The sequence below is a fragment of the Parabacteroides sp. AF48-14 genome, assembly GCF_003477465.1.
GTDB lineage: Bacteria > Bacteroidota > Bacteroidia > Bacteroidales > Tannerellaceae > Parabacteroides > Parabacteroides acidifaciens.
Map to the genome: position 1 here is coordinate 78606 of NZ_QUDI01000013.1, position 17904 is coordinate 96509.

13 protein-coding genes and 1 pseudogene are annotated in these 17904 nt (G+C 46.6%); 8 read left to right on the forward strand and 6 right to left on the reverse strand.

The genetic code is table 11. The annotated features are described in order from the left end of the window. Positions 1 to 182: 182 nt before the first annotated feature. The 8 genes from DW083_RS08085 (at position 183) to DW083_RS08120 (ending at position 6688) form a co-directional block, all read left to right on the forward strand. Positions 183 to 593 carry a hypothetical protein gene (locus DW083_RS08085; protein ID WP_147382110.1) on the forward strand — a complete coding sequence of 137 codons (411 nt, stop codon included), beginning with the start codon at positions 183 to 185 and terminating at the stop codon, positions 591 to 593. A 181-nt stretch (positions 594 to 774) separates the two neighbouring features. Next, positions 775 to 1137, forward strand: a complete 363-nt coding sequence (locus DW083_RS08090) for a hypothetical protein (protein WP_122332041.1) — start codon at positions 775 to 777, stop codon at positions 1135 to 1137. 157 nt (positions 1138 to 1294) lie between these two features. Beyond that, positions 1295 to 2536 (forward strand): serpin family protein, encoded by a 1242-nt coding sequence (locus tag DW083_RS08095; protein WP_122332042.1) that lies wholly within the window; start codon positions 1295 to 1297, stop codon positions 2534 to 2536. 48 nt (positions 2537 to 2584) lie between these two features. Beyond that, a complete protein-coding gene (locus tag DW083_RS08100) occupies positions 2585 to 2893 on the forward strand; it encodes a nucleotidyltransferase domain-containing protein (RefSeq protein ID WP_122332043.1) in 309 nt (102 codons plus the stop codon). Continuing rightward, the gene (locus DW083_RS08105; RefSeq protein ID WP_122332044.1) at positions 2890 to 3294 is read left to right on the forward strand and encodes a HEPN domain-containing protein; all 405 of its coding nucleotides are present in this window, start codon (positions 2890 to 2892) and stop codon (positions 3292 to 3294) included. The genes DW083_RS08100 and DW083_RS08105 overlap by 4 nt, the downstream gene beginning before the upstream one ends. Then, positions 3291 to 3986 carry an NAD-dependent deacylase gene (locus DW083_RS08110; RefSeq protein WP_122332045.1) on the forward strand — a complete coding sequence of 232 codons (696 nt, stop codon included), beginning with the start codon at positions 3291 to 3293 and terminating at the stop codon, positions 3984 to 3986. Before DW083_RS08105 ends, DW083_RS08110 begins: the two co-directional genes overlap by 4 nt. 91 nt (positions 3987 to 4077) lie before the next feature. After that, positions 4078 to 5544, forward strand: a complete 1467-nt coding sequence (nhaC, locus tag DW083_RS08115; protein ID WP_115501090.1) for a Na+/H+ antiporter NhaC — start codon at positions 4078 to 4080, stop codon at positions 5542 to 5544. Then, positions 5513 to 6688, forward strand: coding sequence for a dicarboxylate/amino acid:cation symporter (locus DW083_RS08120; protein ID WP_122332046.1), 1176 nt, complete (start codon positions 5513 to 5515; stop codon positions 6686 to 6688). Before nhaC ends, DW083_RS08120 begins: the two co-directional genes overlap by 32 nt. On the opposite strand, the gene DW083_RS08125 is transcribed toward DW083_RS08120, so the two are convergent. The 6 genes and pseudogenes from DW083_RS08125 to DW083_RS08150 all read right to left on the reverse strand — a co-directional run bounded on the left by DW083_RS08125 (position 6685) and on the right by DW083_RS08150 (position 17798). Continuing rightward, the gene (locus DW083_RS08125; protein ID WP_115501088.1) at positions 6685 to 7209 is read right to left on the reverse strand and encodes a 3'-5' exonuclease; all 525 of its coding nucleotides are present in this window, start codon (positions 7207 to 7209) and stop codon (positions 6685 to 6687) included. The genes DW083_RS08120 and DW083_RS08125 overlap by 4 nt on opposite strands. 141 nt (positions 7210 to 7350) lie before the next feature. Further along, a complete protein-coding gene (locus DW083_RS08130) occupies positions 7351 to 10578 on the reverse strand; it encodes a S41 family peptidase (RefSeq protein ID WP_122332047.1) in 3228 nt (1075 codons plus the stop codon). Between the two features lie 45 nt (positions 10579 to 10623). Continuing rightward, positions 10624 to 11034: a hypothetical protein gene (locus tag DW083_RS08135; protein WP_122332060.1), complete on the reverse strand. Its 411-nt coding sequence runs from the start codon at positions 11032 to 11034 to the stop codon at positions 10624 to 10626. A gap of 515 nt (positions 11035 to 11549) precedes the next feature. Beyond that, positions 11550 to 13352 (reverse strand): RagB/SusD family nutrient uptake outer membrane protein, encoded by a 1803-nt coding sequence (locus DW083_RS08140; protein WP_122332048.1) that lies wholly within the window; start codon positions 13350 to 13352, stop codon positions 11550 to 11552. Positions 13353 to 13371: 19 nt separating this feature from the next. Next, positions 13372 to 16709, reverse strand: a pseudogene (locus tag DW083_RS08145) (TonB-dependent receptor). Between the two features lie 105 nt (positions 16710 to 16814). After that, on the reverse strand, positions 16815 to 17798 hold the full coding sequence (locus DW083_RS08150; RefSeq protein ID WP_122332049.1) for a FecR family protein: 984 nt from the start codon (positions 17796 to 17798) through the stop codon (positions 16815 to 16817). Positions 17799 to 17904: the final 106 nt, after the last annotated feature.

Below are 17904 nucleotides of genomic sequence, written 5' to 3' on the forward strand. Positions count from 1 at the left end.
TAGGATGAAACAAATATAAGAACTTTTATATCATTCTTATCTATTCGTGGGAAATAACAAGACAAGAATATTTTCCGGCACCCAAAAATATGTAGTAAAAAACACCTGCTCCTGTGTATTTTACACAAGTCCTAATGATCCGCGCTATTCCCGGTTCTACCTTTCTTTGCAAAAAACACATAATGAGAAAAATTTCTATACTGACAAGCGCCACGCTCCTATTGCTGCTGGTATTGGTTTGCAACACCTACAGAAAGCAAGGCGAAGAGCCTTGTTACGTCACCTATCAGGTTTCCACACACGATATGCATCCGCACAAACTGTTAATCTCTTATCAAACGGAAGATTCATTAAAGACCTTTTTCTGTTACGACAACAAATGGGAAAAAGTAGTCAGACTGCCATCTAAAGAGCTCGCATCTATCTTCGTCCAAGATATCTTCGACCCGGAAAACGATTGTATCTATCTGGAAAAAGAGGAAACAACCTTCGGACAGGAATGGGACATCGATCCGATCTCCGTCCGCATCGTATATAAAAACAAAGTTGCATTGACAACAGGAAGCAAATTCCTTCAGCTTCATTTTAAATAAGAGAAGCATTCAAATATTCTTAATTGCAAGCCTGCGTTACAGGCCGGATTCTATGCCCATGGAAATCAGATTGCATGGGCATGGAATTTTGAATGGATGGGCATGGATACTTTTTCAATATCCAAGGGCTTATTGTATAAAACACTTTTTTTAGCTTCGGAAGAGGCCCGAAACCAAACGAATGTTGATCCACTTTTCAGTCGCCAAAAAGGGGCTTTTTACTCTTTCCTGGGAGTCTATTGCCGGGAAGTCAACCTTTATTTCATTTTCCCGGCACTTTATCGCCCTGAAGACGGTCGTCATACCCTATGAAGACGGTCGCCATTTAAATGAACACGGTCGCGACGGCGATGAAGACGGTCGTCATGGCGACAAGGTCCTAAAATTTCCTTTGAATATTTGGAACGCCGTCCGTCTTCGTTTTGCTACAGGCGATTCTCCGGGAGTTAAGCTTTATCACTTTGTAGGCGTTTCCGGTTTCCGGCAATCAAATTGCATGGTTTTTCAAACTGCCTGCGCACGTCGCTCCATCTGTTGTCAATAAAGAAGACGAAAACCGTGAAAAGAGTCAATTCAAAATCGATCAAGATTTCGGACGAAATAGAAAAACAGGCAAAAAGAGGGGTTATTGTCTTTTTCGTGCAACTATTTCCTTTCTGTTTGCATCTATATAATAGTAAGCACTTAAAAATATCTATCTTATGAAAACAACACTCTTATCTGCGATTCTATTTACCTTTTGTCTTTTGTCCTGTACAAATGACGATGGCGGGGATTTCGGAAAAGACACTCCGCGTTATGACATTCCGCTGTCAACTAAATCTGGTGAGATCAATACACAAGTACAAAGGTTTTCCTTCGACTTTTACCGGGAAATTGCAAAAGCGGAAAAGGATAAGGAAAACTTTTGTATCTCGCCTTTGAGCGCCAGCCTTTGCCTGGGCATGGTCCTGAACGGTGCGGACGGCAATACCTATACAGAGATGCAGAAAACACTCGGCTTTGAAGGTTTCACCAATCAGCAAATCAACGAGTATGTGCAAATGATGCAAACCGAACTACCCAAACTGGACGGGCGGACGATCTTCACGAATGCCAACAGCCTGTGGGTAAGAAACGGTTTTCCCCTGCTGCCGGAGTTTATCCAGACCAATCAGACCTATTATAATGCGGAAGTCAGCAACGAACCGTTTGACAACAGTACAGTGGAAAAGATCAACAGCTGGTGCAATCAAAAGACAAACGGGTTGATCCCGGAGATCATCGATAATATACCGGGCAGTGCGGTAAGCTATCTGATCAATGCGATCTACTTCAAAGGCCTCTGGAAAAACGAGTTCAAGGAGTCGGATACGAAAGACGAAACATTCTATCTGGCAAGCGGCGGAATAGTAAGGGTCCCGACCATGAGACAGACGCAAGGCCACAATTACTATGTCGACGAAGACGTGCAGGTCATAGAATTGCCTTACGGGAACGGCGCTTTCAGCATGGTTCTCTTCATCCCGGCCGACCGTAAGAAAAAAGATATCGATAAAGTGATTGCAGACCTGGATGTGGAAACATGGCTCAACTGGAACGAAAATATGCATCCCGCTGAAGTAACGATATATCTTCCCCGCTTCCTGATCAAAACAGAAAAAGAGCTGATCGAAACCATGGAAGCTCTCGGTATCCATGATGCTTTCGACTCATTTAATGCAAACTTTGCCAATATGTCAACGGCGCATGACCTCTATCTTGGGCTGCTGAAACAGAAGACATACATCGAGCTGAATGAATCCGGTACGGAAGCGGCAGCCGTCACGATAGCAGGGATGTTAGAAACCGCAAATCCTTCCCAGCCCGCCGAAATCCGTTTCGACCACCCCTTCGGCTACGTGCTGAAAGAAAAAAGTACGGGCGCCATCCTATTTGCAGGCAAAGTTGGGAAGCCGGAATGATTTTTCTTTCCTATATTTGTAAAGTGATAACAAAAGAAAGGAACAGTCATGAAACGTCCCGAAATAGTCAATCGAATCAAAGATGTATTAAAACAGGTAGCACCGGATGCCCAGGCCATACTTTTCGGTAGTGAAGCCAGGGGAGACGCCAAGCCGGATAGCGATATCGATGTGCTTATTTTGCTCAATAAAGAACGAGTCACGATAGAAGACAGACATGCTGTTACCTATCCGCTTTACGACATAGAGATAGATACCGGAGTCATTATCAACCCTATCGTCCGTGTTAAAAGCCTTTGGGGAAAACTGGTTACTCCTTTTTATGAAAATGTTACGCGGGAAGGGATCTTATTATGACAGATGAAGAAAGAATTGAACTGGTACGACTACGCAAAGATAATGCTCACCGGACATTAGACGAAGCACGCTTAATGCTGGATAACGGTTATTGGAACGGAGCTGTAAACCGGATGTATTATGCATCTTTTTACGCTGTAACCGCGTTATTGATACAACATGAAATCAAAGCACAAACACATAGCGGAGTACGACAAATGTTGAGTTTGTATTTTGTCAAGACAGGGAAGTTGTCAACATCCAGCATGCGCTTTTATTCAGACTTATTTGCTGCCAGACAGGACGGGGATTACGATGATTTCGTTTATTTCGACGAAGAAGTGACAAAGCAGATGTATTCAATGACTGTTGAATTTATAGAGACTATAGATAATTTGATTGATAGAACAACTGCCTTATGAAAAAGAAATTAGTCGTGCTGACCGGTGCAGGGATGAGTGCCGAGAGTGGTATTTCGACGTTCCGTGATTCGGACGGACTGTGGGAGAAATACAGGGTGGAAGATGTGGCGACGCCGGAAGGTTTTGCGGCCGATCCGGAACTGGTGCTCAACTTTTACAATCAGCGACGCCGGGAATTGCTCAACACAAAACCCAACGCCGGGCATATCGGGCTTGCCGAACTGGAAAAAGAGTTCGACGTCCGGATCATCACCCAGAATATAGACAACCTGCATGAACGGGCAGGAAGCAGCCAAGTCATCCACTTGCATGGCGAACTGATGAAAGCCTGCTCCGTACGCGACTTGAATACGACATACGATATCTCGCCCGAGAACCCTGACCTCCATATCGGCGACAAGGACCCGCACGGCGTGCAACTCCGCCCCTTTATCGTTTGGTTCGGCGAAGCGGTCCCGATGATCGACCCGGCCATACGCCTGGTGGAAGAATGCGATATCTTCGTGGTGATCGGCACCTCGCTCAATGTCTATCCGGCGGCCGGACTGCTTAACTACGTCCGCCGGGGCCAGCCGATCTACCTGATCGACCCGAAAGAGGTGAAAGCCTATCGCAACGATATCCGGTTCATCCGTAAAGGAGCGTCGGAAGGCGTAAAAGAGTTAAAGGGATTATTACTGCAAAATCATTAATACGTTCTTAAAATCACTTACATAATAGAAGTAATTCATTGCTTTTCTATTAAATTTGCGGAGTAAACACATAGAATAAGTATTATTGAGAATGGAGCATAATCCGACGAAGATTCCTTCGCCCCTACTTTCCCTGGTTCCCATACTTGTTTTGGTAGCCCTTTTATTCGTAACAATACGCACGTTCGGCAGCGATGCCCTCAGCGGCGGAAGCCAGATCGTATTGCTTACAGCCACTGCTGTCTGCTGCCTGATCGCCATGGCATACAGTAAAGTGCGCTGGAAAGCGCTGGAACTGGCAATGATCAACAATATCACCGGAGTCGCAACAGCTCTGATCATCTTGCTGATTATCGGTGCCCTGTCGGGAAGCTGGATGATCAGTGGTGTCGTCCCGACCCTGATTTATTACGGGATGCAGATTATCCACCCTAACTTTTTCCTTACGTCCACGTGCATCATCTGTGCAGTCGTTTCAGTCATGACGGGAAGTTCGTGGACGACGATCGCCACCATCGGGATCGCCCTTTTAGGCATCGGGCAGGCACAAGGTTTCTCCGACGGATGGATTGCCGGGGCAATCATATCGGGAGCCTATTTCGGCGATAAGATCTCCCCGCTTTCCGATACGACGATTCTTGCCTCATCAGTGACAGACACGCCTCTGTTCAAACATATCCGGTATATGATGATTACAACGGTACCCTCTCTGGTAATCACGCTTATCATCTTTACCGTTGCCGGTCTTTCTCACGAGGCAACGGCAACCGACCAGATCGCACAATATTCGGTAGCGCTCGACCGTACGTTCCATATCACACCCTGGCTTCTGATCGTTCCGGTCGCGACCGGTATTATGATTGCAAAGCGGGTTCCGTCTATCGTCACGCTGTTCATTTCGGCGGCATTAGCCGGACTCTTCGCCCTAATCTTCCAGCCACATCTGTTGCAGGAGATTTCCGGTTTACCGGTACAGGACATGCAATCCAACTTCAAAGGCCTATTGATGACATTCTATGGCAGTACCGGGATCGAGACAGGCAATACGGAACTAAACGACCTGGTTTCCACACGCGGGATGTCGGGTATGCTGAACACCATATGGCTGATCCTTTGTGCCATGTGTTTCGGCGGGGCAATGGCTGCAAGCGGTATGTTAGGAAGCATTACGTCTGTGTTCCTGCGCTTCATGAAGCGCACGGTCGGACTGGTTGCATCGACGGTTGCATCGGGGCTGTTCCTCAACATTTGTACGGCAGACCAATATATTTCCATCATCCTGACGGGAAATATGTTCAAAGATATTTATGAAAAGAAAGGCTATGAAAGCCGCTTACTGAGCCGTACGGTGGAAGATTCGGTCACCGTCACTTCCGTACTGATCCCGTGGAACACCTGCGGTATGACACAGGCTACGATCCTTGGGGTCGCGACATTCACCTATCTGCCTTATTGTTTCTTTAATCTAATCAGCCCGTTGATGAGCATCACGGTTGCCGCGCTCGGGTTCAAAATAAAAAGGAAAAATGAAAAAGCTGAAAGTGTCGTTACTGGCTAAGGTCGTCATTGCCATTGCAGCCGGTGTTGTGTTCGGGCAGTTCCTGCCCGGCGGGATCGCCCGCATCTTTGTTACGTTTAATTCTTTGTTTGGAAACTTCCTGTCGTTCTCGATCCCGCTTATCATCTTAGGATTGGTCACGCCGGCCATCGGCGATCTGGGCAAAGGGGCAGGCAAACTGTTAGCGATAACGGCACTGATCGCTTACGGCTCGACTATCTTTTCCGGCTTCTTTACCTATTTCAGCAGTTCCGCCATCTTCCCGCATATCCTTCCGGTCAATGCGGAGCTGACCGCTATGGAGAACCCCGAAGATTTCATGCTGCAACCCTATTTCACGGTTGCCATGCCACCGTTGATGGATGTCATGACAGCCTTGTTACTCTCTTTCACGATCGGGCTCGGCCTTTCCTATATCAACGGGACTACTCTGCGGGATACGTTCGCCGATTTCCAGAAGATCATTATCAAACTGATCGAGGTGGTAATCATTCCTTTGCTGCCGATCCACATCTTCGGTATCTTCCTGAATATGACGGTGAGCGGACAGGTATTGAGCGTGATTACCATGTTCCTGAAAGTCATCATCGTGATATTTGTCCTGCATGTGTTACTGCTGCTTATCCAGTTCTCCATAGCCGGAGGCGTCAGCGGTAAGAATCCGCTCAAACTGCTAAAGAATATGCTTCCGGCCTATGCGACAGCCTTAGGGACACAGTCCTCAGCCGCCACGATCCCTGTGACATTAGCACAGGCGGTCAAGAACGGCGTGCGGGAAACAATCGCGATTTTCGTGGTTCCACTCTGCGCCACTATCCATTTGTCCGGCAGTACGATGAAGATTACGGCCTGCGCAATGGCCATCATGTATATGTCGGGCGAGCCGGTTACTTTCACGGCACTGGCCGGTTTCATCATGATGTTAGGCGTGACGATGGTTGCCGCTCCGGGCGTTCCGGGCGGGGCTATCATGGCGGCACTGGGTCTGCTGCAGAGTATGTTAGGATTCAATGAGACACTTCAGGCCCTGATGATCGCCCTCTATATCGCGATGGACAGCTTCGGCACCGCCTGCAACGTAACAGGTGACGGGGCGATTGCCATCGTTGTGGATAAAATAGCCGGCGAACCGTCTGCTAACTAAAGATCGCACAACCTTTCCACTCCTTTTTCCCGCATCATGGTTGCGGCGATATGGGCGCAGGCATAAGCATCCGCCATCGCATGGTGATGATAAGTCAGATCGTATCCGCAATGGGCGGCAACGGTCTGGAGTTGATGGTTGACCAGGAAAGGATACATCCGCCGGGACAGGCGGCAGGTGCAATAAAACTGATATTTGGGATAGGCCAGGTCGTAGGCAAGATGGGCGGCTTTCAAGCAACCCTCATCGAACGGGCTGTTATGGGCCACCAACGGAATATCCTGCAACTTGGCAGCGATACCGGCCCAGACTTCTTCAAAGTCGGGCGCATCGAACGTGTCCTGCATCGTAATACCATGCACGGCTGTCGTCCACCGGGTATAAAAATTCGGAGTAGGACGGACAAGGCTATAGATCGAGTCTATAACCTTGTTGTCCTCTACAATAGCGATGCCCACACTGCATATGCTGCTGCGCTGGTTGTTGGCTGTTTCAAAATCGATTGCTGCGAAACGTTCCATAAAAAATAGTTGAATTAAATTGATTCGATAAAGGACGATTTAACGGAGAGTCCGATAAAAAGGCGGAAGCTGACAGCAACAGAGAGCCTGCGACACGAAGTGTATCTCGCTTGCGGGCTCTCTGTTAAATCATCACCTGCTTTATTTAGAAAAATCTCGCGGAGCCGGAATTCCGGGAAGAGGCTTGCGGTTCTGGAGTTCTTTCATCACCTCTTCGATGGCCCGATTCAACTGTTGGTCTTCACCGTTCCATTCCTTGATCGGATCATTGTCGATCAGGATGTCGGGATCGACCCCGTGGTTCTCGACAATCCAGCTGCCGGTCTTCGGATCATAGCTGGTGAAGAAAGGCACACGGATATCCGTTCCATCCATATAAGGCAGGGAACCGCTGATACCGATAATACCTCCCCAGGTACGCGTTCCGATCAGTTTGCCCAGTCCCAAAGCATGGAAGCCCCAGGGGAAGAGGTCGCCGTCGGAAGCCGAATATTTATTGATCAGACAGACTTTCGGGCCGACCTGTACGGCATCGGGCACTGTTCCGACGCGAGCAGAACCCCGGCGCATTGTCAGACGGTACGGTTCACGCGCAAGGCGTTCGAGAATCATCGGCGAGACGTTACCGCCACCATTCGCACGGTCGTCGATAATCAGTCCTTCCTTATCCAACTGCGGATAGAAATAGCGGGAAAATTCATTTAATCCTTCCACACCCATATCCGGGATGTAGATATACCCGATCTTGCCGTTCGAGGCTTTATCAACTTTCTTTATATTATCCTGTACCCAGTTATAATGATACAAAGAGTATTCTTCTGCAAGCGGGCTGATCACGATCTTGCGGGCACCGGCCAATTGCGGTTTGCTATTGAGCGAGATTTCAGTCGGCACATCCGCCTTGCCGACCAGCAAGGAATACATATCCTTCACACTGTTTGTCGGTACACCGTCGATGGCAACGATAAACTCGCCGGCCTTTGCTTCGATACCCGGTTCGGTCAGCGGAGAACGAAGTTCCTTGCTCCAGGACGCTCCCGGCAGGATCTTTTCCAGACGGAAGAAGCCACTTTTATCACGCGATATCTCTGCCCCCAACAAACCGGTTTTCACCCGTTCGGGGCGTTCCGTTTCGCCCGGATTCACATAAGCGTGGCCACTGCAAAGCTCGCCGATCATCTCACCGATGATATAGTTCAGATCCAAACGGGTCTTTGCATAGGGAAGCAATACGGAATATTTAGTCTTGACAGCTTTCCAGTCCACACCATGCATATTTTCGAGATAGAAGCCATCCCGGTAAGCACGCCATGCTTCATCGAATATCTGTGCCCATTCCTGCGGATAATCGACTGTGATTTTCATATTCGACAGGTTGACGGGGTCACTCAGGTCTGCCTTACCGGAAGGAATATCCGTCACATAAAGCGCACCGTTCTTAAAGAAAACAGCCTTTTTGCTACCAGGCTCCACACCCATCGACGCACCATCGGCAACAACTTCTTCTTTCTGTTTTTTCAGGTCAAAGACTTTCGTTCCACCACGGCTTCCGTAATAAACTTTGTTGCCATCCGAATAGAAATTCCCATAATAGGAAGGATTCACCGGAAGTTTAATGATACGGTCCGTGATACCGTCGAAATCAATCTTGACTGTTGCAGTGGTGGCTTCTTCTTTCTTTGGCTCATCCTTTTTCTTCGCTGTTTCTCCTTTCTCAACAGCCACCTCGGCATCCTTTTCCATAAAAGGAGAAGGCGTATCTTTCGACAACAGCGCAAGATAGACACCATACATGTTATTATAGACATGGTTCCATTCCAACGATCCGTATGTCGGATTGAAATCGCGTGCTGAAGCGAAAATCAGGTATTTGCCATCCGTGCTGAATGCCGGAGAAGAGGAGTTATACCATTTATCCGTAACCGGATATTCCTTCTTGCCGGCAATGTCATATACATATACGATGCTGTAATCATTATCGGCCGTACGGGTATAAGTCAACCAGTTGTTATCGGGTGAGAAGGTCACGCCGCGGGGTTCGCCCATCGGGTCCTGCAACAAAGTTGTCACCTGTTTGGAAGCAATATCCAACAAGTTCACACGGTTCTTACGATCCGTATAAACAATCTTTTTGGCATCCGGACTCCATTCGAAACCACGAATATAAGTGTCGTTATTCTTCGTCAACCGGATCGGTTCGCCTCCGGCAGCTTCCTGCATATAAAGTTCCGTTTCACCGGTTGCATCGGAGATATAAACGATATATTTACCATCGGGCGACCATTGTGCATCCCGGTCATGCGCTCCCGGCGAGCGGGTGATATTCTTCGTCACTCCTTTGTCGGCCGGCAGATTAAACACTTCTCCCCGGGCTGTCACAACCAGGCGTTCGCCATCAGGAGAAAGGCTTGCTTCCGTAATATAATCGGCTCCGTTTTTGATCTCGCTACGGGCGTAAACATTATCGGAAGTCAGCGTTATATTAACCTTTTCCGGTTTCTTGGCCGTAGCATCCATCTTATAAATATAACCGCCATTCTCGAAGACAATGGTGTTACCGTTCGCACTCGGGAACTTCACGTCGTATTCGGTAAAGTTTGTGACCTTGCCGGTTTGTTTGGTCTTCGTGTTATAGACAAAGATATTCATCGTCCGGTCACGGTCGGAGATATAGAAGATTTCATCTCCGATCCACATCGGGATAATATCCTGGGCCGGATTATTCGTAATGTTTTCTACTGTCTTCTTTTCAGGATTATAGATCCACACATCGTCGGCCATACCGCCTTTGTAGTATTTCCAGGTACGGAACTCACGCATCACGCGGTTATAAGCCAACTGCTTGCCATCGGGAGAATAACTGCAGAAGCCTCCTTCGGGAAGTGGAATCACATCGGACAAGCCTCCCTCCTTATCGACAGTAAAGAGTTTTCCCGTGAATCCGTCGCCGATACGGTTCCGGTACACGATCCGGCTACCGTCAGGCGTCCAGTTCATCACAATGTTATTCGGGCCCATACGGTCGCCCAAATCATCACGGCTATTAGTGGCCGTATAGGTCACACGCAACGGTTCCCCACCGGTTGCCGGCATAGTGTACACCTCCGTGTTACCATCATATTGGCCGGTAAACGCAATCGTTTTGCCATCGGGGGAAAAACGGGGAAACATTTCATATCCCACATGCGAAGTCAGGCGTTGTGCTTCGCCACCTGTAGCCGGGACCTTGTAAAGGTCGCCTGCATACGAGAAAACAATCTCATTGCCGTTCGTAGCCGGGAAACGCAACAGACGTGCTTCGTCAGCCGCCATCAATAACGAGGGAGCGCCGGCCAGAACTAATAAAGAAAAGATAAGTTTCTTTTTCATACCTACTATCGTTTAGTCTACCGACAAAGGTAAAAAAAGTAATGCTCAAAATATATTCCTGCGCAGATATTCCTTTATTTTCCACCACAATAATTGGCATTTACCGACGAAATTTGACCAAGCAGATAACGCTTTCCCCTCCTGTTCATAAAAATCAGGATCACAAACCAATATACATTGCCGGTCCATACTCGAATCGGAGAACAAATAAAAACGGCCATTCTTTAATAAAATACCCAAAGTCCCATCCTTCCGGATAAAACTAATAATATCCGAGAAATTTACTGCGCCGAATATGGAAAAAGAGAACGATGACTCTTGAAACTCTACATGATGCAAAACGACATAAGGACGTAATTGCCAAAAAAGTTCCGTAATATTGGCAGGCTCAAGCTTTTTCAAAAGAAACTGCACCCATTGTTCTTGGAGGCATGCAATAGATAAAGGCAATTCCATTATTTGCATAGGTTCTATCTGAAATAATCCCATATAGCCTCCAACAATTCCCCTATTGGATGGTTATATAAAGAAACGTGGGAATTAACGACATACACTTGACAAGGTACCTCGAGACCTGTAACTAGCTGTATATGATAATTACCCACGTTTTTATCTTGGATACGCGAATGCACTTACACTCGTCTGTGTATGACAAGAAATAACGTGAACTAAATTCACATACTATCTGCTAGTTCTTCTGAAATTTCGAGGTTTCAATCAAGAGACAATATATAAACTTTGTGTTCACCGACAAAGTTGTACTGACGATAACACTTTACCGTTTTTACTGTACGCAACAAAGATAAACAGAAGATTTAATAAAATCATATATCTCTTCGTTTTTTTCCAGAAAAGCCTGGTTATAAGCAAAAAAAAAGCCGGCTACAAATGGAATATTATCTATTCCATCGTAACCGGCCATCCTTGATTAATACCTATTATCCTATATCGATTAAATCAAAATATAAGCATTAATAATAACCTTCATTCTGCTCTTCACTGATCTCACCCACCGGATTCAGACGGTCGATATGTTTCTGCGGAATCGGACGAAGTTTATGATAGGGTTTGATATAGAGAGCATCCGGATTATATCTCTTCACCCAATCGTACAAAAGTTCGCAACGGTTCAAATCTTCCCAACGATTGATCTCACCCAGCAATTCACGGCCACGTTCATCCAGCATGAAAGCGACAAAATCACCTTGCAGATCAGCCAGCGTTACCTTCAACGCGTCATAAGTGCTCTGCGTATTATTTGTCCCGCCTTCAAACAGCCAGATCTGCTGGTCTTTCTGTTCGCCTTCTGCCCAAGCGGCACGCTTACGGACTACATTGATATATTCGGCAGCCTTGTCAAAATCGCCTTTACGACCGGCAGCTTCGGCAGCCAACAGGTAAGTTTCTGCCAAACGCATACGAACCCATTCGCGACCACCTTTTTCTTCACCGATGGAGGTACGATTATTATCCAGCCATTTCACTAAAGCCGGAAAATACCGGATAGAATGCATTTCACGCGGGAAATAAGTATAGTTATAATTGGCACGGAACTTACGCATCTCATTGCTGTTCGGATCCAATCCGGTCTTTTGCATCGTATAATAAATAGCCGTATCGCCAAGATGGAATTTCAGATCGCCGGCAACCTGACCTTTAGCCGGGTCCGGAGTGAAATAGACCGTACCGTCAAAAGAAAGCGGTTCCCACTTCGGTAATGTTTTCTCATTGTTTGCATAATAAACCCATTTGAAGCTCTTATAGAAACGGGAGTCGTGCAAATGGTCAAACAATTCTTCCATCGTTTTCTTCGTTGCGACATGGCGACGGTACGGACGTCCATTCTCTATATCACGCAACATACCCGGTTGGTCTTCATACCAGGATAACCAGAAAAGATGCTGCTTATTTCCGTCATTCCCGTTAAACAACGGGTTTGTCGTAAACTGTACTGCAAATATAACTTCAGAGTTCCCCTGGTTCTTAAGATCCCACAAAGAAGAGAAATTGTCCATCAACTGATAAGCGCCACTGTTGATTACTTTTTCAGCGTAATACAACGTACTGTCCATATCCGTCGATTGCTGTCCGCGTGCGTCCGCGATTGCACTGCCACGTGTCAGGTAGACCTTTGCCAGTAGATGAGAAGCCGAATAGCAGGTTGCACGTCCTTTGTTGGCTACTTTATCAGGTAGAGCCTCTGCTGCATTACGCAGGTCACTGATAATCTGTTTATATACATCTGCGACTGATGCCCGCTTGAAATCCGTACGAATATCGAAACTGCCTTCGGTTACCAAAGGAATACGTCCGAAATGCTGAACCAGATCGAAATACAGAAATGCGCGGATAAACTGCATTTCAGCATAACCCTTGCTCTTCACGCTTTCCGACAGGGATGATTCCATAATTTTCTGCATGGCAATATTCGCATCACTGATTCCTTTATAGTGGTTTGCCCACAGGTCGTATAAAATATCCACATCCGGATTCAGCTGCGTAGCGTATTTGTTGAACGATTCGCGATAGACGCCATCTTCACCTTCCGTAAAGAGGTCCGTACCCAACTCATTCAAGACATTATAGCGTTCACCACCTACGCCCCAACGCAGGAAACCGTATGCCGCGATAATAGCCGCATCGACGCCAGCCTCCGTTTCATAATAGTCATAAGACATTACCGGAGCATCGTCTTCACTCAGCCAACTGCTACAACTGGAAGTTGTAAGCATCAGGCCTGCCAACATATAGCAATATATAGATTTCATTTTCATTCTTTTTTTATCAGATTAATTACAAAGTCAGATTTACACCAAAGATCCAGGAACTTACGCTCGGCGTTCCGTAACCGCTACCACCCGTTTCAGGATTACCGGCCGCATTCATCTTGGATGCTTCCGGATCGATACCTGAATAGCTTGTGAATACAAACGGATTCTGGGCGGTAAAGTAGAAACGAAGTTTCTCAGCCATGAACTTCTTGGATATATTCTTCGGCAGCGTATAACCCAAAGTCATCGTCCTGATACGCAGATAGTCTGCCTTTTCGTAATACGTAGAGGCAATATATACCGGACGTTCTTCGTCGACACTCGGACGTGGGTATGCGTTAGTCGGATTGTTCGGAGTCCAATAGTCAACCTTCAGGCCACCGTTACGGCCGCAGTGTTCCAATGCATACGTATCGTTGTAAAGCATTGCACCGAAACTTGCATACAGGAAGACAGACAGATCGAAACCTTTATAGTTGAAAGTATTCACCATGCTGGCAATCAGTTTCGGACGCGGGTTACCCAAGATTTGCTTATCTTCATCCGTAATCTTATGGTCGCCATTCACATCCTGGAGTTTAATGTCGCCCGGTTTAATAGCAGTACCGTTGGCGGCATACTTTGCCATCTCAGCCTGATCTTCCGGAGTGTCCTGCCAGATACCGATTTTCTTATAATCGTAATGAACATTAATCGGTTGGCCGATAAACCATTTGCTACCGACATCATCGAGCTTGCCGTTATACAGCTCTACAATTTCTTCCTTGTTGGAAGACAGCATCAAATCCGTAGTCCACTGGAAATCTTTTGTATCGATGTTCAACGTATTCAAAGAAACTTCAATACCCTTGTTACGAGTCTTGCCGACATTTGACAAAACTTCAGGGAATCCGGACACAACCGGCAACTGACGTTTCAACAGCAAGTCATGTGTATTCTGCAAATACAAATCGATCGTACCATTGATACGGCCTCTCAGGAAACCAAAGTCGACACCTAAATTCCACTGGTCGGTCGTTTCCCATGTCAGCAAGTTGTTTGCCATTACATTAGGAGCATATCCGATTGTTTCAGTCGAGCCATTGTCGAACGGATATTTCACGATACCCAGACTACCTCTGGTCTGATAAGGTTCTACAGCCGAGTTACCGGTCTTACCGAAACCAATTCTCAGTTTCAGGTTATCCATCCAATCGGCCTTTTCCATAAAAGATTCATCACTGATACGCCATGCCAGAGCAGCAGAAGGGAAAAGCACCCACTTATGACCGTCAGCCAAACGGGAAGAACCATCGTAACGGGCAGAGACAGTCAGCAGGTAACGGCCTAAATAGTTATAATTGATACGTCCCATGAAAGAAGCCATATTCCATTTCACCATGCTACTACCGATATTGTTAATCAGCAACGCGGAAGAAACATCATAATATTTCAGGACATCGGATGGCAGATTTTCAACTCCGATCTTATTGGTTTCTTTCTGGTCTTCCTGAACAGACTGCAGTAAGGTTACGCCCAAAGTATGTTTATCGTTGAACGTCTTATCATAGAACAACATATTTTCCAATGTAAACATGGTGTACTTTTCGGTTGCATTTGACGCAGAAGAAGTACTGCATGCACGGTTGGAAGTACGGGCAGAATAGAATTCGTAGTCCTGCACGGTGCGGGAATCGATACCCAAGTTCGAACGGAACTTCAAACCGTCTACCGGCAACTTGACATCCAGGAAATAGCTTCCTAAATAGCGGGTTGTTTTCAACGGATGGCTCACGGCTCCCGGCTCAAGGTTCATCAACGGGTTGTACACATTATAAGTACCCGGCATTTCGATCAGCTTGCCATCATCGTCACGCAATGTTGCCAACGGGCTCAAACGCCAGCTTCCGGCCAAGCCGCTACCACGATTCTGGACAGAGCGCGAATACTGTGTCTGCGCACCGATCTTCACATATTTATTGATTTCATGGTTCAGGTTCAAACGGATCGAATAACGTTCATAATCTTCATCCTTAAAAAGACCGTTATTCTTGTTGTAAGTGGCCGAAGCCAGGAAGTTCGTGCGGTCGCCACCACCACGGATACTCAACTGATGGTCAGTGATCATACCTGTACGTGTAACCTCATCCATATAGCTCGTAGAGCGTACACGGGAAGGATCGTAAACGCCATTTTCACCCCAGCCCATCATCACAGACTCCATAATTGTCGCATCGCGGGTGAATCCCGGGCAGATCAAGTCCTGATCCCTGGAAGGAACATCCGAATTGTAACGAATGGAAGAGTTGCTCGTATTCCGGTAAGACTCACGGGTGTATTCCGCATATTCGGCACCGGTCCACAGATCCAGTTCATTCAGAATCGTCTGTGCTCCGACATAACCGTTATAGTCAATCTGAGTCTTACCCGACTTACCTTGCTTAGTTGTGATCAGGATAACACCATTTGCACCACGAGCACCATAGATCGCAGTTGCCGATGCATCTTTCAGCACTTCCATAGATTCGATATCAGCCGGGCTGATTTCTCCCATACCGCCGGTAACGGGCACACCGTCGATTACATACAACGGATCATTGCTGGCCGTAATGGAACGTTTACCACGAATCATCACGCTCGGCGTCGCTCCCGGAGACCAGTTGGAATTGGAAACCACGACACCCGGAATACGTCCTTGCAAAGCTTCCGAAGCCGTAGAAGTCGGGACTGCCGTAATTTAGATGCACTAACGGAAGCGACAGCTCCGGTCAAGTCTCTTTTCTTTACCGTACCGTAACCGACCACAACAACCTCTTCCAGGCCTTGTGCATCTTCCTTCAACAAGACATCGACCTTATTGCTGCCGGACACTTTAATGTCCACCGGCAAAAAACCGATATAAGAAACTGCCAGCAAATCGCCGGGAGCGGCACTGATCGAGAAATTACCGTCCATGTCGGTAATCGTCCCGTTGGTCGTACCTTTCACAACAATGTTCGCACCGGCAACCGGGAAACCCGATTCGTCGACAACCACACCCGTGATTGTTTTGGCCGGCTGGCCGGAAGACTTAGCTTTACCCGCAGCCTTGACAATCACAATTGTCTTGTTGCTGACTTTGTAGGAAAGCCCTTGTTTATCCAACACCTGGGTCAACACATCCTTTAAAGGACGGTTGGATGCGGAAACTACGACATCAGGGTTTTCACTCAGGATAACATCCCGATAAACCACTGAAAAAGAAGTTTGAGTTTCAATCTTATTGAAAAACTCTTTCAACGTGACATTCTGCAAATTCATCGAAACTTTTTGCGAAATGTCCTGCGCATACATTGTAGAACAGAAGAAAAGGAGTACAATACTCCAAAACACTTGCTTCATGATTGTATAAGTTAGACTTAAGTTTATAATAAAACTATTAAACAATTGATTTTAAAAACACTCTCTTTTACTACTACTTGTTTCATCTCATAGGACTTTTTGTTATTAATGTTTATTAGACTTATTGATTGTTATATTGCTTCCTGTGATTTCATAATTAAACCCATATTGTATCTTCAACGCTTCCATTACGTAGGGAAGCTGTTCATTCTTAAACGAACCGGAAATCCGGTCGTTTAAGATCTCGGGGCAGAGCAGGTTAATCTTAACGCCGTACCAACGCTCGATCTTATGGAACACCGAACCGAGTTTTTCCGATTCGAAGACCAGGTGGTTTTGTGTCCAGGCCGTTTCTTTCACATTGTCCGTACGATGAAAACTGATCTTCCGGTTGTTTTTGGAATAGATGGCTTTCTGGGATGGCTTCAGGATAAAAGACTCGGCCGGAGATCGGGAATCGTAAAGACGGATGGAGCCCTCTACCAAAGAGGTTTCAACCAAATCGCAATCCCGGTATGAGCAGACGTTAAAGCTCGTTCCTAAAACCTCGATATTTAGATCTCCGACCTGCACTACAAAAGGATGGTCCTTATCTTTCGAAACGTGGAAATAAGCCTCCCCTTCCAAATGAGTCACGCGCTTACCATTCATATAAGTATAGGATAAAGAGCTCTCGGAATTGAGTTTGACAGAACTTTTGTCCGGCAAAGTCAGCTGCACTTTATTACCTGCCGGAACTTCAGCCAAAAAAGGCGCCTCTGCTCCCAACTGTTTCTGCAAAAGAGCAAAATTCCAGATGGAAACAGCCAGCACAGCTACGACGGCCACCGCTACGGCGACACGAGACCAGCGGATTGACTGGTTATCCTTCAGTAGATTTATTTCTTTACGAAGTCTCCGGTGAATTTCCCGCTTACGGCTGGCATCCATCACCGGATAGTCGTTATTCTCATTCCAATGCGCTTCCATCCTTCCGGACAGTTCGTTATCCGGAAGGTGATTCAAGGACTCCTTGAAGTCCCTGAAAGCCTTCAGATCGGTCTTTCCGTTTAAGAATTGAGAATATAATTTATTAAATAAATCGGTCATAATTTATCGATTGTTTATAGTTACACGAAGAAGTACTCAAATAGTACCAGGCGTTTTTATATGTTCTAAAGCATATCTTTTATCTCCCGTCAAAAAAGTTTCACCA

Excerpts from the sequence above, each read along its gene's own strand:
- DW083_RS08085 (WP_147382110.1), top strand. The coding sequence starts at position 183 with ATGAGAAAAATTTCTATACTGACAAGCGCCACGCTCCTATTGCTGCTG.
- DW083_RS08090 (WP_122332041.1), top strand. The coding sequence starts at position 775 with ATGTTGATCCACTTTTCAGTCGCCAAAAAGGGGCTTTTTACTCTTTCC.
- DW083_RS08095 (WP_122332042.1), top strand. The coding sequence starts at position 1,295 with ATGAAAACAACACTCTTATCTGCGATTCTATTTACCTTTTGTCTTTTG.
- DW083_RS08100 (WP_122332043.1), top strand. The coding sequence starts at position 2,585 with ATGAAACGTCCCGAAATAGTCAATCGAATCAAAGATGTATTAAAACAG.
- DW083_RS08105 (WP_122332044.1), top strand. The coding sequence starts at position 2,890 with ATGACAGATGAAGAAAGAATTGAACTGGTACGACTACGCAAAGATAAT.
- DW083_RS08110 (WP_122332045.1), top strand. The coding sequence starts at position 3,291 with ATGAAAAAGAAATTAGTCGTGCTGACCGGTGCAGGGATGAGTGCCGAG.
- nhaC (WP_115501090.1), top strand. The coding sequence starts at position 4,078 with ATGGAGCATAATCCGACGAAGATTCCTTCGCCCCTACTTTCCCTGGTT.
- DW083_RS08120 (WP_122332046.1), top strand. The coding sequence starts at position 5,513 with ATGAAAAAGCTGAAAGTGTCGTTACTGGCTAAGGTCGTCATTGCCATT.
- DW083_RS08125 (WP_115501088.1), bottom strand. The coding sequence starts at position 7,209 with ATGGAACGTTTCGCAGCAATCGATTTTGAAACAGCCAACAACCAGCGC.
- DW083_RS08130 (WP_122332047.1), bottom strand. The coding sequence starts at position 10,578 with ATGAAAAAGAAACTTATCTTTTCTTTATTAGTTCTGGCCGGCGCTCCC.
- DW083_RS08135 (WP_122332060.1), bottom strand. The coding sequence starts at position 11,034 with ATGGAATTGCCTTTATCTATTGCATGCCTCCAAGAACAATGGGTGCAG.
- DW083_RS08140 (WP_122332048.1), bottom strand. The coding sequence starts at position 13,352 with ATGAAAATGAAATCTATATATTGCTATATGTTGGCAGGCCTGATGCTT.
- DW083_RS08150 (WP_122332049.1), bottom strand. The coding sequence starts at position 17,798 with ATGACCGATTTATTTAATAAATTATATTCTCAATTCTTAAACGGAAAG.